The 22,386-nt window shown below is 42.9% G+C and carries 14 protein-coding genes; 9 read left to right on the plus strand and 5 right to left on the minus strand.

The window, feature by feature from the left end:
• Positions 1-124: 124 nt before the first annotated feature.
• The 4 genes from rpsO to E0H79_RS05505 form a co-directional block, all read right to left on the minus strand.
• Positions 125-394, minus strand: coding sequence for a 30S ribosomal protein S15 (rpsO, locus tag E0H79_RS05490; RefSeq protein ID WP_004975922.1), 270 nt, complete (start codon positions 392-394; stop codon positions 125-127).
• Between the two features lie 821 nt (positions 395-1,215).
• Positions 1,216-2,958, minus strand: coding sequence for an exodeoxyribonuclease V subunit alpha (gene recD, locus E0H79_RS05495; RefSeq protein WP_218945015.1), 1,743 nt, complete (start codon positions 2,956-2,958; stop codon positions 1,216-1,218).
• A 109-nt stretch (positions 2,959-3,067) separates the two neighbouring features.
• The gene (locus E0H79_RS05500) at positions 3,068-6,787 is read right to left on the minus strand and encodes a UvrD-helicase domain-containing protein (RefSeq protein WP_131261104.1); all 3,720 of its coding nucleotides are present in this window, start codon (positions 6,785-6,787) and stop codon (positions 3,068-3,070) included.
• Positions 6,788-6,831: 44 nt separating this feature from the next.
• Positions 6,832-10,572: an exodeoxyribonuclease V subunit gamma gene (locus E0H79_RS05505; RefSeq protein ID WP_131261093.1), complete on the minus strand. Its 3,741-nt coding sequence runs from the start codon at positions 10,570-10,572 to the stop codon at positions 6,832-6,834.
• Positions 10,573-10,808: 236 nt separating this feature from the next.
• Here E0H79_RS05505 and E0H79_RS05510 point away from each other — a divergent pair, with 236 nt between their 5' ends.
• Positions 10,809-11,318, plus strand: coding sequence for a hypothetical protein (locus E0H79_RS05510; protein WP_218944916.1), 510 nt, complete (start codon positions 10,809-10,811; stop codon positions 11,316-11,318).
• A gap of 65 nt (positions 11,319-11,383) precedes the next feature.
• Here E0H79_RS05510 and E0H79_RS05515 read toward each other — a convergent pair whose 3' ends face one another.
• Positions 11,384-12,802: a phosphate--AMP phosphotransferase gene (locus E0H79_RS05515; protein ID WP_131261094.1), complete on the minus strand. Its 1,419-nt coding sequence runs from the start codon at positions 12,800-12,802 to the stop codon at positions 11,384-11,386.
• A 246-nt stretch (positions 12,803-13,048) separates the two neighbouring features.
• Here E0H79_RS05515 and E0H79_RS05520 point away from each other — a divergent pair, with 246 nt between their 5' ends.
• The 8 genes from E0H79_RS05520 (at position 13,049) to E0H79_RS05555 (ending at position 22,317) form a co-directional block, all read left to right on the plus strand.
• Positions 13,049-13,753, plus strand: a complete 705-nt coding sequence (locus E0H79_RS05520; RefSeq protein ID WP_004975910.1) for an FFLEELY motif protein — start codon at positions 13,049-13,051, stop codon at positions 13,751-13,753.
• Between the two features lie 168 nt (positions 13,754-13,921).
• Positions 13,922-14,866, plus strand: coding sequence for a bifunctional demethylmenaquinone methyltransferase/2-methoxy-6-polyprenyl-1,4-benzoquinol methylase UbiE (gene ubiE / locus E0H79_RS05525; protein WP_131261095.1), 945 nt, complete (start codon positions 13,922-13,924; stop codon positions 14,864-14,866).
• A gap of 11 nt (positions 14,867-14,877) precedes the next feature.
• Positions 14,878-15,573, plus strand: a complete 696-nt coding sequence (locus E0H79_RS05530; RefSeq protein ID WP_004975904.1) for a ubiquinone biosynthesis accessory factor UbiJ — start codon at positions 14,878-14,880, stop codon at positions 15,571-15,573.
• A 13-nt stretch (positions 15,574-15,586) separates the two neighbouring features.
• Complete coding sequence (locus tag E0H79_RS05535; RefSeq protein WP_096901336.1) at positions 15,587-17,206, plus strand: ABC1 kinase family protein; 1,620 nt, start codon at positions 15,587-15,589, stop codon at positions 17,204-17,206.
• Between the two features lie 207 nt (positions 17,207-17,413).
• Positions 17,414-18,493: a patatin-like phospholipase family protein gene (locus E0H79_RS05540; RefSeq protein WP_131261096.1), complete on the plus strand. Its 1,080-nt coding sequence runs from the start codon at positions 17,414-17,416 to the stop codon at positions 18,491-18,493.
• 126 nt (positions 18,494-18,619) lie between these two features.
• Positions 18,620-19,402 carry a bifunctional phosphoribosyl-AMP cyclohydrolase/phosphoribosyl-ATP diphosphatase HisIE gene (hisIE, locus tag E0H79_RS05545; RefSeq protein ID WP_004975893.1) on the plus strand — a complete coding sequence of 261 codons (783 nt, stop codon included), beginning with the start codon at positions 18,620-18,622 and terminating at the stop codon, positions 19,400-19,402.
• A 22-nt stretch (positions 19,403-19,424) separates the two neighbouring features.
• Positions 19,425-20,927 (plus strand): UvrD-helicase domain-containing protein, encoded by a 1,503-nt coding sequence (locus E0H79_RS05550; protein ID WP_004975892.1) that lies wholly within the window; start codon positions 19,425-19,427, stop codon positions 20,925-20,927.
• A gap of 16 nt (positions 20,928-20,943) precedes the next feature.
• The gene (locus E0H79_RS05555) at positions 20,944-22,317 is read left to right on the plus strand and encodes an AAA family ATPase (RefSeq protein WP_131261097.1); all 1,374 of its coding nucleotides are present in this window, start codon (positions 20,944-20,946) and stop codon (positions 22,315-22,317) included.
• Positions 22,318-22,386: the final 69 nt, after the last annotated feature.

Below are 22,386 nucleotides of genomic sequence, written 5' to 3' on the forward strand. Positions count from 1 at the left end.
TAAACACAAAGAAGGAGCGAATCATTCGCCCCTTCCACTGATCTAGCCAAGGCTAGATATACTTTAGTTTTCAGTAATACAGCATTCAACATGCAATAGCCCGAAAATAAAAGCTTAAATCGAATTAACGACGTAAACCTAAAGCAGCAATCAATGCGCTGTAACGAGTCACATCTTTGCCTTTAAGGTAGTCAAGTAACTTACGACGTTGGTTAACCATACGGATTAGACCGCGACGGCTATGGTGGTCGTGTTTGTGCTCTTTGAAGTGACCTTGTAAGTCATTGATTTGAGCAGTTAAAAGCGCTACTTGAACTTCTGGTGAACCAGTGTCGTTTTCAGCACGAGCAAATTTAGCAATGATCTCTGCGCGATCTGCGTTTGTTAAAGCCATTCGATTTCTCCGAGATGCTTAATAAAAAGATTTGATACCGATCAATTGATTGCTCAACTGACTGCCGTGCATCACTACAGCAAGGACAATATTTTAAGGCAAAAACGTGCCGATTGCAAAACAGAACGACAAACAAGCGCTTTTAATTTTGAGATGTACCAATAAAAGTATGATTTATGCTAAGGGTATACACATCATGTTAGGTATAAAGTGTCTAAGGAAAATAAATATACAATTGTATATGATTGATAATATGTAATATTTTGCCAACTGCTTTTCATCCACTGGAATATTTTGCCGTTAAAATAAAACAGCCCGAGCATAGCTCGGGCTGTTTTTTGCGCTGTAGTTTCTTGTCTTATTATTCTTATTGTCTTGTTTATTGTGGTTATTTGCGCGTTTTCGCGTCTTATTCTCTGAACATTCCTGTTCTTGCTTTCACGTCCTTGTGTGGTAGATTTTGCCACAATACTAAAGTGAAAGAAGTCGTATTTCTCGTATCTGTTTGTAAGCTTTTTCTTACAACAGGTAAGCATTGTCAGCATTTTGCAAATCACCCAAACTTACAGGCATAAAAAAGCCCTGTAGTCTCTCCCAAAACTACAAGGCTTAGCGGCTGTAAGTTTCCTCTTCTCACTCACGTCCTGTCAGTTCGCTGTCTTTCAACACTTATCGTTATTATTCTGCGATTATGCTCAACTATCCCTATTGAGCTTTTTATGTGAAGTCATCTTCTCAAAAAGATCTTGAAATCTCTATGCGCAAATTTCTCGAATCAATGTAAGCCATTTCGTACAAAACCATCTCTTATTCAGTTTTACTTAACAATCCAAAGCGTCATTAATTCTGGCTAATAAACCACTGCTGCGACGGGTACGAATCATCAAAGCTTGCTGCAAAGCTTGCGCATCAACCAACAAACTTACGACTTTTTTAGCACGGGTAATGGCAGTGTAGATCAGCTCCTTACTCAGCAAGTTTTTTGCCGCAGCATCTAACACCACAGCTGTATGAGTAAATTCAGAACCTTGCGATTTATGAATAGTAAGTACAAATGCGGTTTCAATATTTTTAGGTAAGCGTGTTGCAGGCACCCACTTATTTAAACTTGGAAAATATACTTCAAACTGGCGCTGATCATTCTGCTCTCGCATAAAACAGATGCCAATATCACCATTCGACAACCCCAGTTGATAATCGTTATAGGTCATCATGACGGGGCGTCCTGCATACCAATCGCCATGTTTGGTTTGTTTTAACTGTTGCAACAAGCGTTTTTCAATCTGCAAATTCAGTTGTTGTAAACCCAAATGACCATGACGAATTGCGGTTAAAATACGGTAATCATCAAATACATTCACCACATTCTCAACATGCGCTTGAAATGCTGTACTTGATTGTTCCAAGCCCAAAGTATGTGCTTTTAATACCGCTACATAAGCCTGATAACCATACATCAGCTGATCATAATAATGCGCTAAATTTTCCGCTGAAATTTGCCCATTTTGCTGAGGTAAATATTGCAGTTGTAGGGCATCTATTTCGACTTGCTTAAATTGAATTGGCTTTAATTCACCTGCTGCCACGACTTGCTGTTCAAACTCAGCCAAAACCTGTGCAGGAGAATGTTCTTGCTGAATAAACTTCGCCATTGCGCCAATTTTTGCACCTTCAGCAAAACGACGTGTGGTCACTAAATTGACACGGTTATTTGCGAGTTCAGGCACTTGCTGTAAATCGGCCAATACTGTACCGACATCGACTGAAGCCAATTGATTGGCATCGCCCAACAGAATTAAACGTGCCTGCGCAGGAATGGCAGCCAATAACATCTGTGACAGGCTTAAATCCAGCATCGACGCTTCATCGACCACAATCACGTCATAAGGTAGAGGTTGTTTAGCGTGAAAACGTGGCTTGCCTGTATTGCCTAAGCCCAATAAACGATGCAAAGTCACGGGTCGTAATTGACGTAAAGCATCGACATTAAACATTTGTAAAGCTTGACTATTCAAGGCATTTTGCAAAGCTTCATCCATCCGCTGTGCCGCTTTGCCTGTTGGTGCAGCCATCGCAATCCGAATATTTGGCAAAGCTTGATTAAGCACCGCAACAATATGCGCCAAAGTATAGGTTTTTCCTGTACCTGGCCCACCAGTGATAATACTTAAACTTTGAGTTGCCGCAGTCTGTAACGCTTTTTGCTGCTGTGGATCTTGCAATAAATTAAGCTGTTCGGCTTGTAATTCAAAGGACAAAGGCGGCTGCGCCTGAATCCGTAAAATATCGCTAGCAACCTGATGTTCCAGTTTCCAGTAGCGATACAAATACAAACGCTGCCCATCAAATACAAACGGTGCAATTTGTGGATCAGGATTTAAAGCGCTACGCTGCAAGTTCATGTGCAAATGTTGCAATGCCGCCACTTGTTCTGCGGTTGCAGGAATACAGCTATCCCCTTGCTGAATAGCATCGAGTACCTGTTGCATCAAAATTTGCGCTGAAGCATCAAAAGTGACATTGCTAAATGGCGGCTGACATAGGTAATCCATCCACGCCTGCATTGGCGTTTGAGCTGAATTTAAGTGAATATGCTTGTTTTCCACACAGTTATCCTCAAAGTTATCCACAGGATAAGCAATTGTTTTATTAAGTCGATAAGCTGACTTAGCGTTATTTTTTAAGTTCAAAGTAACCCAATATTTGATCTAGTTGCAGAATAAATTCCGCATCTGGCCGCCAATGACAAACCCCTTGCCCTGCTTGCCCCTGCATACCACGCAAATACAAATAACTGGCTCCACCCAAATGTTGCCGAATATCATAATCTTGCAAACGACTGCCCAAATAACGGTGCAACGCCACCAAATACAAGGCCGCTTGTAACCAATAACTCGATTGGGTCATGTTGTGTTCAAGGTTGGTTTTTTCATAATCGCGCTGATCGGCACCCAAATAATTACTCTTATAGTCGGCAATGTGATAACACTGCCCATCAAAATAAACCAAGTCAATTGAGCCTGTCAGATAACGCGCAGTAGCGGCTTCATTTAAATCTTGAATAGGATGTCCCGCATCTTCAAACAATTGCTGAATTGCTTGAATAAATAAGCGCTGATCTGCCAACGCCAAATAGAATGGAAACTCTGATAAATAATGTGCAGTAGATAAGGCGGAAAGCTGGAAAGTATCGTGCAAAGGAGTATTCAACACATCCTTCAGCCACTCGGTCATGTGCGCAAAAATATCTGCTTCCTGCACAGTCGCGCTGCCTTTGGCAGTGTCGAGTTTTGCCATCAAGTCTGCCAATAACACATCGGAATTAAACTCTTTGTCGTTATGAAAACGACGTTTGACTTCTTCTAAAATGTCGTTATAACTGGCTTTAAAGTCGATGTATTCAAAGAGTTTATGTAAAAAACTCCCCGCTTGAGTACCACGCTGAAAATTAGCTTTGATCCATGCAATCGGTTGAGCCACCTGTACAATTTCCTGTTCCGCTTCGACAGGTTCCTGATTGATTTCATCGGCAGCGGCAGCCTGCTCCTCGCTTGCCAATGCCAAAGTATCGCTACGCATGGCGGCAGGTAAATGTTGTGCCAAGCCACTAAAACTGGTTTTGGTCCGTGGATAAAAACGACGCTGCGGAAAATCTGCGGCTTCAATCTTAATTTCTTGCACTTGTTCGAGTTGTAATGCTGCCGCCAATTGTGTCAGAGGTGCTTCATCACAGCTCCACGCTGCTGCAATTTCTGCTGAACTTGGCGCTTGTAAACGCCAAACATTTAAACCAGCAGATTTTGGTGCAGCCTCTTTTTTACCTTCTTTTGCAGGCGTAGGCTGTTTTAGCATCGCATAGACCCGATAACTGGCGCGGGTGAGTGCCACATACCAAAGCCGATTCAACTCTGCCAAACGGCGCTCACTGTGCTGCTGCGTTGCTGTGGCATCTATGTCTTTATGTTTAATAGCAATGACACGTTGCTCAATGCCTTGCGCTTCCTGCGTTGCAAACACCAAAGCAGACTTGTCAGATTTGGGCGGCTGATCTGCCGACATCAAAAAGACCACTTTAAACTCTAAGCCTTTGGACTGGTGAATGGTCATCAGTTTCACCCCTGCCGCATTAGAAAGTTTCCTCTCAATTTCCCAATCGCGTTTGGCAGGTGATTCAACTTGCTGTAAATACCAGTAATACAGCATGTAAGCCCCTTGATGGCGTTCACTTTGACGACTCAGCAATTCAGTCAAATGACGTAAATTCACCACATGCCGTTCATTGTCAAAACTGCGTTTCGCCACCAAATTTTCCCAAACTTTAAATAAGTTTAGGCAGTAATTCCATGCGGTTAAAAAGCCTTTATTGACCCACATTTCACGAATGCAGTCGAAGTCATAAATAAACTGACCTAAACCTTGTTGCTCAAGTTCAATCAACTGTTGCAGGTTATAACCCAATAAACGTGTCAGTAAGGCGCGCTTGACCTTGGCTTCATCATAAGGATGTAAAATTGCAGTTAAAATTGCTGCCACATCTTTGGCCAAAAAGCCTGTAAAAACACTGCGCTGGCTACTTCTATTGACCTGAATTCCAATCCGTTCAAGCTCGTATTGGGCTTGATCAAGCTTTTGATGACTGGTCGATAAAATGGCAATATCATCGGCTTGTAAAGCGACTTTGCCTGAAGAGTGATCAAAATATAAATCGCCTGCAATGCCTTGATTTAATAACTCGCGAATTTTTCGTGCAATTTGAATGGACTCATCCTGATCATGTTCCACCGTTACCCAACGCAGCGGTGCGGGATTGACCTGTTGCCGATCCATTAAGGCAGGATGAGGACGTGAACCTGCAATGACAGGATCATAAATCACTTTTTCACCAAAAGCGGGTTGGCGTTGAAATAACTCATCCACCACACTGACCAGCTCTTTCACTGAACGATGATTTTGTCTGAGCGAGTAAATGCGACCTTGTTTTTTCAGCACATCATCGCGGGCATTGTTATAGGTCAGCATATCACCACCGCGGAAACCATAAATCGCCTGCTTAGGATCGCCCACCATAATCATACAACCACGCGCATACCACTTTGGATTGCGCCAAATTTGTGCCAGCATGTCATCTTGATCTTGGTTGGTATCCTGAAATTCATCCACCAAAATCAGTGGATAACGCGTATGCACAAACTGTGCAAAACGCTGCCCACGTTCTCCCTGCAAAGCTTCAGCTAAACTGCGAATTTGTTGGGAAAAAGTGGTTTCCCCTTTTTGCTGTAAAAGTTGCGGTAAACGCTGTTTGACGTGTTGTACCAAATAGAATTTTAAATTGGTCTCCACCAATTCAATTTGACGCTCAAAATTAAGTTTGGCATCCACAACTGCTTTAATTTTTCGGATTACAGGATGATCAAAAAAAGCATCTTGCACCTCTTGCGTACATGGCGCTTTCGCTTTGTTAAAAATAGATTTTCTGAGCTTACCGTCTTGATTCAAATATAGTGCAAAGACCGCATTAAACAATTCAGCAAGGTGTGAATTAAAATAATGTTCTAAAGGATTATGCTTAATTTTTTCAATCAGTTTTGGCAAAGCTTCTGTAAATAGTGGCTGCAACCCCTTCTTGTCACTCCCCGCGACATAATGGGAAAAATTAAAACTATATTCACCATCATAATATTCTTTTAATTCTTCAATTTGCGGGATGGTGATACTGGCTAAATTCTGCAACGCCTCTGCTAAATCTTGTACATCCAATTGTCCCTGATCTATGCCCTGAATCTCTGCCGATGCAAAATTCAAACTGGTATTGACCAACCCCTCATAGTCTGCTGCAGATTTCAACCGCCCACATAACAGCATATAGTCCACAACATGCTGAGGCTGTGCTTGAATCCATTCACGCAGCACATCATGCAGCAATTGTTCAGTATAGACCGATGCTTGGTCGGTAATATTGGCGCGCTCAATTTTGCCGCTTTCAAAGGAAAATTCACGCAATAATTTTTGGCTAAAGCTATCCAGCGTTCCGACAAATAATTCATCGAGTTGTGCAATCACCAAGTTCAAACGTGAACTGGCATAGTCCAGTTTTAAGCGATATTCCTGCAGAACATTTTTGAGTAAAGGATCTTGTAGTTGTGCAATTTTCTCTGCAAGGGCGCGTTGATCTAAAGACTGATTTAAACACTGGTCGATATATTGTTGGGTTTCAAGCAAGCGTGCACGAATACGACTTTTTAGCTCGGCTGCGGCGGCACGGGTAAATGTGGTCGCAATCACTTGATTAGGCAAATAATCTTTCAGGAAAATCCGCACCATCAAACTAGATAAAGTATAGGTTTTTCCTGTACCTGCCGATGCTTCAATCCAATGCAAGCCTTTAAATTGCATCTCATGAATTGGGTCATAACAAATTGGGAATGGGCTAGATGAGTTCACGCAGATTCCCCTTGTTTTTGAAGATTTTTCGCAGATTCATAATTTTCAATGATGGGCTGATACAGTCGATGGCTATATTGCTGAAATGCCTCAATCAACAACGGTTCAGTTTCACTGTCTTGAAAAATAAATGACCAGTCTGGGTGATTTTTCTCACTTTCATCAATAAAGCTCCTCCTAGCACCGTCATGCCAATGTTTTACGAAGCTTTCCATGTTCAAAACCTGATCGGACTGAGCTTCATCCCATTGGATTTCAAATTCTTTTTTATCTTTCATTTTTAAAACCAAAGCCGCAGGCAATAACACAGGATATTGCTGTGCGTGTTTCCAGAACTCAAACCACTGGGCTAAATACTCGTGTGCTTGCTGTGCATTGATATTGGCAAAATGAATCACCGCATCTTTACACACCACAATCCGCTCTAAATCTTGATGTTCTGTGTTCTGATAGGCCACCCAAAACAAATATTCCAACCACACTTCGGCATATTTTCTTGGTCTGGCACTCGCTGCCACCACGCTACACCAAAGCTTTGTCGGCTGTTCAGGCACTTGAATACGGATATGCAGATGCGGATTCATTTTCCAAAGCTGTTGCGTTGTTGTGGTTGCCTCGTCTGCAAATTGCTGGAGTGTGTCACGTAAATATTGCTGTTCTTGCAGTCCCGTTTGAAACGTGGCATTTAAGGTTTTACCCACAGGCAAGGTATCTTGCAACAAGCTTTCTGCATCTTGCTCGCCATGTTGCAGTAAAAAATCACGCACACTATATTTTTCCAAGCCATTTAAAATCAGCGGCTCGTGGTTCATTGCAGCAGTGTCGGATTGTAAATTTTCGACTCCAATCGCTTTTAAATAGGCACGTGCAGGGAAACATACATCTCGAATCCATTGCATACTGTCGAGTACCACCACGTCTTGTGGCAATAATGGATATTCACCAAACCATGCTTCGCGTGGTGTGGTTTCTTGCTGCATTTGTTTGGCAACCCGATACCATTGATCTTTAAAGCGAACTTCACGGCTTTCGGCAAAACGCAGTTGATCAAAAGGTTGCAAACTATGTAAGTGATAAAGAGATTTCAATTGTGCGGGAATCTCGACACCATTCAAATTTAAGCGTGAATCGCTAGCTTCATCGGGATGTTTCACAATCAACTCCAAATGCTGCACAAATTCCTGCACCACCACGGATGGATCGCGCACCTCGCCATCACTGACATCAAAACCGTTATAAAATAACCAAACACTGTCTTGCGCCAACAATAAACTATCTAAAAATGCCCCTTGATCATCCTCAATGCGTGAACGATCTCCCAGTTGTGGTTTTAATAATTGCATCAAATCAAAAGCCAATTGCTGGTCACGACTTGGGAACACGCCATTGTCCAAATTCAGCATCACAATCAGCTTATACGGCAGTGGACGAATTGCACCAATTTGGCTAAAGGTAATGGCGCCCGATGGACTGGCTTGTTCGAGTTGGGTTTCGAGCTGGGCTGAAATTTCTTGCAGAATATAATCCAGCGGTAAGCTTAAATGACGCAAATCTTGACCCGACTGCACATCAAAATAACTGGCTAAGGTCAGCATACGGTCATGTTTTTGCACCAAACTAAACACCGATGCCAACACATCTACCCCTGCATCCTGAAACTCACTCAGGTCTTGCATCAGTTGTTTAAGCCAATATTCCACCGTTTTGGCTTGCCCCAATTCATGCTGAATTAGCCAATCACGGCGCTGTGCAAAATCCTGATAAATTTGAACCAGTTTAAAAATCAATTCAAAATCGCTACTTTGCACATCGGCATAACTTAAAGTGTGCTGAACCACGCAATGCTCTGGCACTGCAACGCCCAAAGCCAAACGATCTAAAGCAAACTTTAAGCTGAACCGATAATCTTGATCATCTGCACTCAGGCTGCGTTTTAAATGCTCGGCATCTAAACCACGTTTAAAACCTGCATTGGCCAACAACTCATTCATGCGCTCAATATTGTTTAAATTCAAGGCATAACGCTGTTGTGTGGCAGCCAAACTCAACCAGTCGCCAAACTCCTCAAAGCTAAAACGTCCTTGTACTAGCGCTATACGCCCAACCACCGCACGCCAAGCATTATGAATGTCTAAAGAGCTGATGCCTGCAATTTGAATAGGCAAATACACACTATCTTGACTGAGTTGATGCCCTAAAGCGGCTTGATTCTGCTGTGATTTTTGTTGTCCTTTCTGATAGAGATCACGTTCACTTGGCGGTGCAGCAAATACGCTGCGAATTAAAGATTCTTGTTCTTTGAGTTTCGGACTCAATACCAAAATATCACTGGCTTGGCGGCTGTCATCTTGCCCTAGCCATGCAATTAAACGATCTTTAAGTACCTCAAGCTGACGTAAACTTGAATGACACACATGAATTTGCAATGACTCATCGGCAGGATCTAAGTCATACGCCTGCGCGACTGGCTCAACCAAATTCAATACATCCGATTGAATTTTACCCAGTAAATGCTGCGGCTCTTCTTCAGGGAAAAGATCATACCACTCGCCTTCATCACCACTTGACAACGCCGCCAATAAAGAAAAGTGATCACGTGCCTGTTTACCAAAGCGTGTCAGCAAAGGATGATGTGACTCGCGCATATCGGCATTAAATTCGCCATTATATTTTTTGATATATGCAGCAATATCATCATCACTTACGGTTTTATTTTGACTTTCCATCTCACGAATAAAACGACTTTTGATTCGCGCATCCATGTTTAATTTCCACTTAGGATCGACCATGTCTGCCCAATATTCTTGCGATGGGTTGTAATGCAGAATAAAAATATCCATATACTGCGCCAAACGGCGGATAAACAGCAACTGACTTGGCGGCAAATCCAATAAGGTAAAAATCACCAACTGTTTGGGTAATTTGTTAATACACGAATTTGGATTTTCAGGCTCGCCCAAAGCTTGCCAAAATTGCAGATCAATCTCCTGCATTTTTTCAAAATCTGCATGAAAAATATGCAACCACAACCAACTTTGCCATTGCTCTAATTCTTCGGCTTGCGCTTGAGTAAATGCGGCTATTTCCAATGCCGCTTGTTTTTCTTCTTCGCTCTCAAAGTTTTTAGGGATATAAATTTGCTGCTTTAAGTTCAGGCGTTTCTGCTGTCCCCAAACCGCTAACCAATTGCTTTGACATTGGCAGACACCCTCGCAGCCTTTTTGGCAAAAACCACGATAAACCATGTAATTGCTAAATAAACGTGAAACTTTATCTGCCACCCAATACAGCATGTTTTGCTTTTTGAGCTGCTTTTCTAAACCCTGTGACAATTGCTCTGCGCTGTCATAAATTCGCTGAATCAAACGATGTAAAGCATGCTCGGCAGGAAGTGGGTTTTGTTCGTGTTGTATCCACGGTTGTAAGTCATAAAACACACGCCATTGCATCACAATACGCGGAATATTTGCCTGACGCACCCGATCTTTATCGTCTAAAACTGCCTGATAAGCGGCCCATTGAAAGGCACGAATACGATGATGAAATTCAGTATTGGCACTAATGCCTTTTTGCTCGGCTATTTTTTCCGTCAGCCACTTTTCTACTGCCACTGAAGGCACAATAAAATGCTGGGTTTGTAGCACCTGAAGCGGATTCGATGTCGGTTGACGTATGGTTTTCAGCATTTCATTGACTAAAACTTCTATACGTTGGCTTTGTATGACATGAATCGCCATAAGGTATCCTTTAATTTATTTTGAATAAGAATGTATTAAATGTACTAGAAGGCCGTTGATCTATCATTTGCCTCAAGCACAACAAAAGAATAAAGATTATTGGCTATACACTTACAACGGTGTATGACACTTTACAAGCATACTTTTATTGCCTACTTTATTCAAAAAGTGCTTTGAATAAAGTGGTTTAATTTACCAAACAGCATACGATTATCCGCCATTTTAAGGTTGTACTTATGATAAAAAGAGAGACAATTCCAGACAGTATTGATCCAAGCCTAGACTTGGAAATGATTCGTGCAGAATGCCTAGAACTGGTCAAAAAACGTGCCTATTTTTCTGCAGGTGCAGCCATCATTCCTGTGCCGTTCTTAGACGTTGTCATTGATGTGGGCATCTTGTCGCAACTGATTCCAGAAATTAATGCACGTTTTGGCTTATCTCCTGAGCAAGTCAGCGTGTATGATCCTGAAACCCGAAAAGTCCACTGGAGCGAATTGCGTAAACGCGGTGTGGAATTTTCAGGCTTAGTCGTGGCGCGTACTGCAGTAAAAAAATCCCTGAATAATGTCGCAGCCAAGTACATCACCAAACAAGTCACCAAGTTTATTCCATTGGGTGGACAAATGGTGGCAGCAGGTTTGGGTTATTTTATTATGAAAAAAATTGCCGAAACGCATGTTGAAGAAAGCTATAAACTGGCAAAAAGCATTCAGCTTAAACAAGCCAAAGTTGTGAATGCTTAATTTTTAAACTAAACAGGCTCAAATTCAGCTAACTTAACACGCAGTCTTTGCATCCTCGAGGCAGATTATTCTGCCTTGAGTTGTTTCAAGATGGTTCTTAAAATTTCCAAACGTGCTGCATTTTTGTCATTACTCGGAATGATGTGCCACGGTGCATATTCGGTACTGGTACGTTGCAGCATATCTGCCGCTGCCACCAAATAATCATCCCAACGGCTACGGTTGCGCCAGTCTTCATCTGTAATTTTAAAACGCTTATGTGCGGTTTCCTGACGTGCTTTAAAACGCAGCTCCTGCTCATCTTTACTAATGGCTAACCAAAATTTGATGACGACAGTTTGATGATCATTTAAGTCTTTTTCAAAACGGTTGATTTCGTCATAAGAACGCTGCCATTCCAGTGGGCTAATCAAACCTTCTACACGTTCTACCAATACCCGCCCATACCAAGAACGGTCAAAAATATTGATTTTTTCTTCAGGCAGAATTTTCGTCCAAAAACGCCACAAATAAGGACGACTGATTTCAAAGGCTTCAGGTGCACTAATGGTGTAAATTTCGTATTCACGCGGATCCAGTTTTTTTACAATCCGTTTAATCGCGCCGCCTTTGCCTGCTGCGTCCATTCCTTCAAAAACAATGCTGACATTACGGTTATCTAAACGCAGTGCATCTGCCACTTTTTTCGTGAGTTTCTTTAACTCTGCTTTATAGTCATCCTCATTGACCGATTCAGATACAGGATTAAGCAAAACTTCTGGAATTTCTGCAGCTTGCCAAGTGATGCCCGAACTGGTCGGATGCACAGGACAATGCTCTAAAGCACGTAAAATATGCTGTGCAAATTGTTGATCGCGGATGGTTTCATCTTCGCAATCAATCATAATCCAGTCATCGGTAAAGCGTTGGCGCAGCTTTTGCAAGCTGTCATATTGCTTTTTATTGCGCCAATCCAAGCCGTGCAATTTATGCCAATGCACTTCGCTCGGTTCCATATCATCTAGTCGTTTTTGTAGTGATTTCCACGATAAATCGAACCAGATTTTAATGACATCCACATGGTTATTTTTTAAGTCTTCTTCATAGGCACGCATTTTTTCGACATAGTTATCAAACATGGTGTCATCAATTTTTTTAGACACATGCATGGCTGTGCTTAATAAGTCACTATACCAATTGCCAAACATCACCATAATTTGACCTTCGGCAGGAATAAAACGTGCATAAGGCTGCCAAAGTGTCTGTTTGGGATTAAACGGGTGTGGCGCATCGGCTTTTACCCTTAAATAACGCGGATCGACCCATTCCCTAAGTTGTTTGACCGACTCTCCTTTCCCCGCCAATTCAATGCCGCTCACTAAAATCAGCAAACTTTTGGCATTTTTTTCACCTTTGGTATTTTTTAAAGCATATTGGGCTTCAATTAGCTCGACTGAAAGTTGTTCTTCTTCCATGAGTTTAAATTCAGTATGTGCTTGTGACATCATCTACCCTATTGTTGTGTTATTTAAGCTCTGCTGATCATTCGTCTATATTTACGATATTAGAATGAGCGACAGACTTTGATCAGTATACGAATATCGACCCATTTTTTAACAACTTTTCGCGTATTTTTGTAGATTAATCTCACACACTGACCTTTGCCGTTTGGAATTCTGTGTAATTTGTCATAGCGACGAGATCAAACTCACATTAAGATTTGCCCATTCAACTCAATAATGAGACACCCTATGTCTAAACTTGCTGCTTTAGATGAGCTGTTAGAACTGTATTATCAATTTAAATATCATAAAAATCCTATGCTTTTTCAACGCTTACAAGATGTTCAAGCATGGCAAAAACAGCGTATGCAACGCACCCATGCCACACAGTTTGCCGAAAAGCACAATGTCTTGATGGCTGAATATTTTTTAAACCGCTTATATGGCGGTCCAGATTTTGACGCTTTGGCAGGTCAAATTGCTCGCCTACTGAAATATGCACACAAAGCTGAAAAAATCATCCCTGAAAATGCAATAAAAACAGGGACTTCTGGGGTAAGTCTGGCGATTTTGGCAGTGCAGTTAGATGAACAAGTCGCGATACAATTGCTACAGGACTATCCTGAAAATATGCCTTTAAATGATGAGATGATGCGTCTGACTTATTTAAAGCTCGATCAGGGCGAAGCACGCTTAAAACAATTAAATATGTTGGATGAACTGGGTAAAAACCTAGATAAATATATGCGCTCTTTTGTGGTCTATACCGCTTTTAAAATGTGTAAAGGCGCGGCGCAAAAATACAGTTTTCAAATTATGTATGAGTTTATGCAAGATGGCTTTTTAGCCATGAAACCATTAAAGTCCGCAGAGAAATTTGTGAAGCAATTTACTACCACAGAACGGGAAATTATTGCCAAAGTACATGCAGGTGATTTACATCCATTTTCATAATCCCAATGTGTGAAATAACCAACACTTATTCAGCACACTTACGCTATCTTTGGTTTTTTCTGTATATTATTCATAACAATTGCATGATGATTACTGTACAAGTGCTTAGAATCTGTCATCATGCATACACTGCAGCCTTAAGCCTTTTTATCCTGAGGAGTGACTCCAATGTCGAATGAAAATCAAACGCCTACCGCTACTCCCGAGTCGGCACAACCAACAGACAAAGTGAGTCCATTCTTAACCGAACCTCTACCGCAAGGCGCTCCACAAGGTCAGCAACAATCTTTAGAACAAAAATTAACGAATACACCTGTTACGGGTTCAGTGCCAAAATATAATTTGCCGCGCGGTGCCAACACAGGCAATGTCGGTGCAACCACACACTTCGGCTACCAAACCGTCAGCAGTGAAGATAAAGCCCAGAAAGTCGCAGAAGTCTTCCACTCGGTTGCAAGCAAATACGACATTATGAACGACTTAATGTCATTTGGTATTCACCGCTTATGGAAACGCTTTGCGATTAATATGTCAGGTGTACGTCGTGGTCAGCGCGTACTGGACATTGCAGGCGGTACGGGTGACTTAGCCAAAGTCTTTAGCCGTGAAGTTGGCCCTACAGGTCATGTGGTACTGTCAGATATTAACGAATCTATGCTGAATGTTGGCCGTGACCGTCTAATTGATGCAGGCTGTACCAATGTCGATTTCGTGTTGGCGAATGCCGAAACTTTAGAACCATTTGAAGACAACAGCTTTGACTTACTGACTATTTCATTTGGTTTACGTAACGTGACCGATAAAGATGCAGCTTTGGCAGCGATGTACCGCGTACTCAAGCCGGGTGGTCGTTTATTGATTTTAGAATTTTCAAAACCAGTATTTGAACCGTTCTCAAAACTCTACGATTTATATTCATTCACAGCATTGCCATTGATGGGTAAAATTGTCGCAAACGACTCAGAAAGCTACAAATACTTGGCTGAATCTATTCGTATGCACCCAGATCAACGCACTTTAAAAGGCATGATGGAACAGGCAGGCTTCCAAAACTGTGATTACCACAACCTGACTGGTGGTATTGTTGCCGTTCACCGTGGTTTTAAACTCTAAGGCGTACCGCAATGTGGTCAATTCTCGCCCTTGGTGCAGTTGAGAAACTGATTCATCATGTTATTGATTTGGATGCGATTACTCGCATCCAGCTCAACCAACTACACGGCAAAATGTTGCGTGTGGTGCTCGATTCGCCACAGCTTTCTGTAGATGTCTTTTTTGATGACAACAAAGTTCGTTTAGAACCTACTGCAACAGGTCACAGCGAGCAGCCTTCTATTTTTGAGCAACGCCCGTTTGATCAAGCGCAAAATATCAGCCCCGCAACGACCACTTTGCATGTTAAAAATGTGGTGCAATTGCTCAAACTGTTGCTATCCGATGAAGTGGGCAATATTCCCCTACAAGGTGACTATCATCTTTTACAAGATATTCAGCGCATTATGCAGCAGGCTGAACTAGACTTGGCCGCACATTTAAGCCCTTGGATTGGTCCTGCTTTGGCTCATGAAGTTGGCAAAATTCAGCTTGCACCCAAGCATTTAAAACGCAGTCTACACAGCCATTTGTTCTTTGCTGAAGATGCCCTAAAAGAAGACAGTGGTCTATTTGCCCCACGCTGGCAAATGGATGACTTACAACAAGACACGCGCATTTTTCAACAAAATTTAGACCGCGCCGAAGCCAAAATTCAACAGCTACAAGCGCAGCTTGATGCACAGCCAGATACCGCTTCTGACACCTTAAACTCCACTCAACCCTAGGGAATAAGTCTTTATGATTCCGCACGTTTCACGTTTACTCGAACTTTGGCGCATTGCCGCGCACTATAGACTCGACACGTTGTTTCCTGCGGAAGAACTACCAGAAAAGGCACGTCATGCGCTCAGTTTTATTCGCATGCACCCTGCGGCTTGGTCTAGTAAAGAACGTAAAAACCCGCTGAAGCTCAAAGAAGCTTTAGAAGAAATGGGACCATTGGCAATTAAACTTGGGCAATTGCTGTCTACGCGTCGTGACCTGATTCCGCCTGAAGTTTTACAGCAATTGGTGTTGCTACAAGACCGTGTCAAACCATTCGGTTCTGACGTGGCACAAATGCGAATTCAGCAATCGCTCAAGGCAGACATCAACACCCTGTTTGCCCGTTTTGATGAGCAACCTTTAGCAGCAGCCTCCATTGCGCAAGTCCATACCGCTGCCTTGCATGATGGTCGTGAAGTCGTCGTTAAAGTCACCCGTCCCGATATTCGCCAGCAAATTCTACAAGATTTTGAAATTCTGGAATGGCTCGGTGCAGCACTGGAAAAACGTCTGGAAGCGGCACGCGCTCTACATTTATCTGAAATTATTCAGGACTATCGTCAAATTATTCTCAACGAACTGGATTTGACCTTAGAAGCGGATAACACCCGCCGCATGCGTCACTACTTTACAGGCTCAAGCATGATGTACGTGCCTGAAGTCTATATGGACAGTAAAGATGTGATGGTGGCAGAGCGCATTACAGGTGTGCCAATTTCCGACACGGCAACCTTTGATCGTTTGGGGATGAATCGTGCCGATTTGGCAGAAAAAGGCCTCACGATTTTCTTTACCCAAGTGTTCCGTGACAACTTTTTCCATGCCGATATGCATCCTGGCAACGTCTTTGTGGAAACCATCAATCCGAATAATCCGCGTTTTATTGCGCTAGATTGTGCGATTATGGGCGAGCTGTCCAAGCATGACCAAATGACCGTAGCACGTATGTTGCTGGCGGTGATGAACAGCAACTTTATGCAGCTGATTCAAGTGGTACACCAAGCTGGCTGGATTCCACCGGGCACAGATCAAGATGCTCTCGCCCGTGAAATGCGCCGTACTGTCGGGCCAATGGTGTCTAAACCGATGCACGAATTGGACTTTGCAGGCATTCTGATTCAGGTCATGGATATTGCACGTCGTTTCCATTTGGAAATTCCACCGCAATTGATGCTACTCCTGAAAACATTGGTGCATGTTGAAGGCTTGGGCACAGACTTATATCCAGAACTGGATATCTGGAAACTGGCAAAACCAATTTTAACGGATTGGATTAAAGCCAATATGAATCCAGTCAAAAATGTCAAAGAAATTGGGCAGCAAATTCCCGACCTGTTACTGGGTGCGCAAGACTTACCAAGTTTAATGATTGACAGTTTAAATGGTTTAAAAAACCAATCGGCTTGGCATTCCAAACAATTGCATGAATTACAAAGCATGCGTCTACAAATGGAACATCAGCAAAAACGCAGCTGGATTTTTGGCAGCATTATGGCCATTTTCCTCTCCATTGCGATTATTGCACCGTGGTATGTCTCTATTGTTTTAATCGCGTTGGCAAGTTTCTTGGCGATTTGGCGTATAGCTAAATAAAGCCACATTGCTTGATAACAAACTGATTAGACGATAAAAAAATTAGAAAGCCTGTTTTAAAGCAGGCTTTTTTATCACGCTGATTTTCTCTAACTCATCCTAAAAACTACCGCATGACTCATCAGTCACCAAATGATGCCTCTCGCCATTGTTGCAAAAATCACCACGCCTACAATTAATGCACATTTGTAGCGTTATAGATCAAGCATGACTCAGCTTTTGCATAAACGTGCCCCTGCACTCAGTATTCGCGCAGGACATCTGGCACGCCAACTGATTGAACAAGAAGGCTTACATGCCCAACACGTCGATATTATTCCAGGTGCAGCAGGCGGCCCCAAAGGTATTGGCATTCAAGGCTTAGACCAAGCTATTTTTGGCGAGTTTTTTGCCCAAGCCCCAAAGCGTCGTACTGTGGTCGGTTCTTCAATTGGCAGTTGGCGCTTTGCCAGTATTTTGGCGTGGGGCGCAAAACAAGGCACTGAACGCCTGTCCGATTTATATACCAACTTGTATTTTCATAAAAAAATGTCGCGCCAAGAAGTCGCTGAGATTTGTCAAAATATGCTGTTTGAACTGATTCAGGGACAGCAACAACAACTGATTCAGCATCCTGACTATCACCTCACGGTCATTTCCGTCAAAGCTCAACATATTTTCCAAAGTGACCAAGCCTTGCCTTTGCTAGCATCTGTGGCTGGAATTATTGGTAGCAATGCCATTGCGCGCAAACATAACCGCTTATTTATGCAACGCGTCATCAGCCAACCTGCGCAAGGTCAGCAGTTTATGGTAGAGGATGATTTTGTCACCCATTACCAAGCCCTGAATGAGCAGAATGTCGCACCGTGGCTGCTCGCCTCAGCGTCTATTCCCGGGGTGATGTCTGCTATTCGTGACATTCCTGATGCGCCCGTGGGCAGTTATCGGGATGGTGGCTTAATTGACTACCATCTAGATTTACCTTACCAAAGTCAGGGCATTGTGCTGTACCCACACTTTACCGACAGCATTACCCCTGGCTGGTTTGATAAAATGTTGAAGCATCGTAAAGCCAATCCTGAAAATCAGGCCCGGACACTCTTGCTATCACCTTCGGCAGAATATTTAAGCAGCTTGCCTTTAGGCCGTTTGCCCGATCGTAAAGACTTCACCTTAAAAGGTTTAGATCAGGCACAGCGCATTCGCTTATGGAAACAATCGGTGGCAGAAAGTCAGCGTTTGGGCGATGAATTTCTGGAAATGGTGGAAAAACAAAACTTCCCTCAATTTATGCAAACGCTTTGACAGTACAAATCTGGCAAGATAATTTAGGTAAATTGTCTTGAATCACGTACACTATAGGGACGATGCAAAATCGTGCGCTCAGAAAATAGCGTCCATACAATTTAAATTAATTTTGGTGAACAACTCATGAATAACTTGCAATGGCTCGATGAAGTAAAATTTAACGAACAAGGATTAGTGCCTGCCATTGCACAGCATCATCAAACAGGACGTGTGTTGATGGTGGCGTGGATGAACCGTGAAGCCTTGGCACTGACTGCCGAAAAAAATCAGGCGGTGTATTTTTCACGTTCACGCAATAAATTGTGGCACAAGGGTGAAGAATCTGGACACTTTCAAACTGTGCACGAGATTCGTCTGGACTGCGATGCCGATGTGATTATCCTGCAAATTGAACAACATGGTGGAATTGCTTGCCACACAGGGCGTGAATCTTGTTTCTATCGCAAACTCACCGCCAATGGTTGGGAAATTGTAGATGCACAGCTGAAAGACCCGAATCAAATTTATGGTGAACAAGCCGCCAATGCTCACACCTTAGCCATGAGCCAATCAAAGGCACAAGCTGAACAGGTTGAAGTTTTGGCTTATTTAGGGCAAATGATGAGCGAGCGCAAAACCGCTAATCCTGACTCATCTTATGTAGCCAAGCTATACCATAAAGGCTTGAATAAAATTTTGGAAAAAGTCGGTGAAGAAACCGTGGAAGCAATTATTGCCGCCAAAGATTTCAACACCGAAGCCAATGCCAACAACAAAAATGACCTGATTTATGAAGTGGCCGATTTATGGTTCCACAGCATTGTCATGTTGGGTTATTTCGATATTGAACCGCAAGTGGTACTGAATGAATTGGCTCGTCGTCAAGGTTTATCAGGCTTGGTTGAAAAAGCCAACCGTAGCCATTAACGCGAAAAGCCAACCCTGATCTGTGTCTGTAATCACCAAGCCTCGCCCGACCTATGAGCAAGCCACTGCTATAGATAATGCACGTCTGGGCAAATCTTTTAAAGTGATTGCCTATGCAGGTACAGGTAAAACCACGACCTTACAAATGATCAGTGATGCCATGCCAGAACGGCGTGGCATGTACTTGGCATTTAACAAAGCCATTGCCGCAGAAGCACAAAGTAAATTTCATCGTCAGGTCGATTGTCGTACATTTCACTCGCTTGCATATCGCAGCGTTCCACGTGGAGTCACCGACAAATTACGCCTACCCCGTTTAAGTCCAAGTTTTATTGCCAAAGAGTATCGTTTAGAACCGATTACCCTTAGACGTATGATGGGCGGACGCTATGAAAAATATGTGTTGATGCCAAGTCGTTTAGCCAGTTTGGTGGCCAATGCCGTGAGTCATTTCTGCTCGACCAGTTCGCAATACCCTGCCCCACGACATTTACAAGCACCCAGTTGGTTGCATCCAGATGACATCGACACCTTACAAAAGCATCTTTATCCTGCGGTAGAACGACGCTGGTTGGAGTCAATTGACCCGAATCATCAGGCAGGCATTGGACACGATATTTATCTGAAACTTTGGGCCTTGTCTGAACCCAACATTCCTGCCGATTATGTGCTGTTTGACGAAGCTCAAGATGCCGACCCGCTCATGCTGGGCATTTTACTCAAGCAACGTAATACTCAAGTGATTTATGTGGGCGATGCGCATCAGCAAATCTATGCTTGGCGTGGTGCAATCAATGCCATGCAGCAATTACCTTTGCCTGAATCACGACTGACCACATCGTTCCGTTTTGGTGAAGAAATTGCCCTGACCGCCAATGCCATTTTAGGTGGGCTGAATGAAACCGTGCCACTCTTGGGCAATCCAGAATTACATTCCAAAGTGGTCAACAAACCGCATACCAAAATGCGTGATGCGATTTTATGCCGTACCAACGCCCGTGCCATGGAACTGCTACTGGCAGGTTTAGTGCATGGCGATAAAGTCAGTCTGCAAGCCGACCATGTGCGCTTAAACCGTTTTGTGGATGCTGCCGCGATGCTCAAACAAGGCAAACGTGTGACCGACGTTCCGGAACTGGCATGGTTTAACTCTTGGCATGATGTACATGAATATTGTGAAACCAACGATGGCAGCGACATTAAACCTTTGGTCAAACTGGTGGATGATCATGGTACTAATCCACTCAAACGGGCGTTGGCAAAAATCACCCCAATTGACCAAGCCGACTATATTATTTCGACAGCGCATAAAGCCAAAGGTTTAGAATGGAATCGGGTACATATTGAAGACGACTACCAATTTAAACTGAACGACAAAGAGCATAAAATTAGCGATGAAGAATTAAGATTACTGTATGTGGCATGCACACGTGCTAAAGTCAGTTTAAATATTCATCATATTTACGATTTGGTACAACAACTGAAAATAAAAATGCCGACATCGTTACGCAAAGCGGTGGGGTAATTGCAGCAGGTGCGCTATGAAAATTACATCGGTTCATTTCAGACACATCACCCATTTTGCAGACCTAAAACTCGAACTCAATTATCACGATCTTCCCATCACCCTTATTTTAGGAGACCAAAGTGCGGGGAAGACTTCGCTATTACGCTTTAGTTATCAGGCACTAACCTGGTTTGCTGCACGTTATAAAGATTTACGCACTGCGGGCTTGGTCATGCAAGATCAAGATATTATGCAAACGCGCTTACAAGCAAAAATTGATGTGTGTGTGGAGATTCCAGCAGAAATAGGCAGTTTGGCAGAATCAAGCAACACGCAAATTGAAAGCACCCAACATTGTGACTGGCAATTATATAAAACCCTGAATAGTAGCGGCGTAGGAGTAAGCAAAGCAGAAACCGCCAAGCTTGAAAAAATGGTGCAGCTCTATCAACACGCCATTAAACATGACCCGATGCAAGGTCTACCGCTGATTGCCTACTACCCTGCAGAACGCTTCGTGAATGAAGTTAATTTACTCAATAAAAATAATCCGCTGATTTTACAACCTGGACATGCCTACGAAATTGCTGCGATTCCATTCACGACATTTACTCGTTTTTTTGAATGGTTGCGGGAAATTTCCGATATTGAAAATGCCCAAAGTGCGCAGCTTTTACACAAGCTATATCAGCAACAACAAAGCGAACTCGCACAAACCCTGAATCAGTCCTTATTGCATGCCTATACCCAAATGCATGCACCGAGTTTACAAGCACTGAAAGATGCCTTACAAATCGTGCTGCCTGAAATTGAAGACCTATATCTACAACATCTGCCTAAATTACAACTCATGGTGCGCTGTCAGGGCAAAGATATGCTGTATCAGCAATTGTCGAACAGTCAGCGCAACTGGATTGCTCTGGTAGGCGATATTGTACGTCGCCTCTGTTTGCTAAACCCAAACAGTTTGTATCCGTGTCGCGAGGGAGATGGTATTTTGTTGATTGACCAGATTGATCATCAGCTCGATCAACAACAGGCCGCACAAATACTGACCCGTTTACATCAAGCTTTTCCGCGCTTACAAATTATTGCCACAGGCAACCGCAGCGAACTTTTGGAACAAGCGGAACGCTTTCAATGTTTAAAACTGGAACATCAACAGCTGCATCCCATCGCATGGCAAAGTTTACAACCGCAGTTTGCAGAAATTTATGCTGATGTGCTAGAAACCACTCACACGACAGAAGACGTCAGCCTACAAGAACAAAACCCAACACAATTAGGCACGGCTGAAATTTTGCAGCAGATTCAAAACCATTTAACTGCCGAACAAAAACAGGAATTGCTGCAACGCTTACAGCAATTGGATAGTGAGCCAACACCTGATCAATTGCCTGAATCTTAATTGCCGAAGTCTTTCAAGGCATACTTGGCCAAAAAGCAAGGAAATACTTTATCCCGCATATAACAGACG

The organism is Acinetobacter sp. ANC 5045 (assembly GCF_004331005.1).
GTDB classification, from domain to species: Bacteria; Pseudomonadota; Gammaproteobacteria; order Pseudomonadales; family Moraxellaceae; genus Acinetobacter; species Acinetobacter towneri.

Bases quoted from the DNA above. Each gene is read 5' to 3' on its own strand.
- rpsO (WP_004975922.1), bottom strand. From the start codon at position 394: ATGGCTTTAACAAACGCAGATCGCGCAGAGATCATTGCTAAATTTGCT.
- recD (WP_218945015.1), bottom strand. From the start codon at position 2,958: ATGCAGGCGTGGATGGATTACCTATGTCAGCCGCCATTTAGCAATGTC.
- E0H79_RS05500 (WP_131261104.1), bottom strand. From the start codon at position 6,787: ATGCAATTTAAAGGCTTGCATTGGATTGAAGCATCGGCAGGTACAGGA.
- E0H79_RS05505 (WP_131261093.1), bottom strand. From the start codon at position 10,572: ATGGCGATTCATGTCATACAAAGCCAACGTATAGAAGTTTTAGTCAAT.
- E0H79_RS05510 (WP_218944916.1), top strand. From the start codon at position 10,809: ATGATAAAAAGAGAGACAATTCCAGACAGTATTGATCCAAGCCTAGAC.
- E0H79_RS05515 (WP_131261094.1), bottom strand. From the start codon at position 12,802: ATGTCACAAGCACATACTGAATTTAAACTCATGGAAGAAGAACAACTT.
- E0H79_RS05520 (WP_004975910.1), top strand. From the start codon at position 13,049: ATGTCTAAACTTGCTGCTTTAGATGAGCTGTTAGAACTGTATTATCAA.
- ubiE (WP_131261095.1), top strand. From the start codon at position 13,922: ATGTCGAATGAAAATCAAACGCCTACCGCTACTCCCGAGTCGGCACAA.
- E0H79_RS05530 (WP_004975904.1), top strand. From the start codon at position 14,878: ATGTGGTCAATTCTCGCCCTTGGTGCAGTTGAGAAACTGATTCATCAT.
- E0H79_RS05535 (WP_096901336.1), top strand. From the start codon at position 15,587: ATGATTCCGCACGTTTCACGTTTACTCGAACTTTGGCGCATTGCCGCG.
- E0H79_RS05540 (WP_131261096.1), top strand. From the start codon at position 17,414: ATGACTCAGCTTTTGCATAAACGTGCCCCTGCACTCAGTATTCGCGCA.
- hisIE (WP_004975893.1), top strand. From the start codon at position 18,620: ATGAATAACTTGCAATGGCTCGATGAAGTAAAATTTAACGAACAAGGA.
- E0H79_RS05555 (WP_131261097.1), top strand. From the start codon at position 20,944: ATGAAAATTACATCGGTTCATTTCAGACACATCACCCATTTTGCAGAC.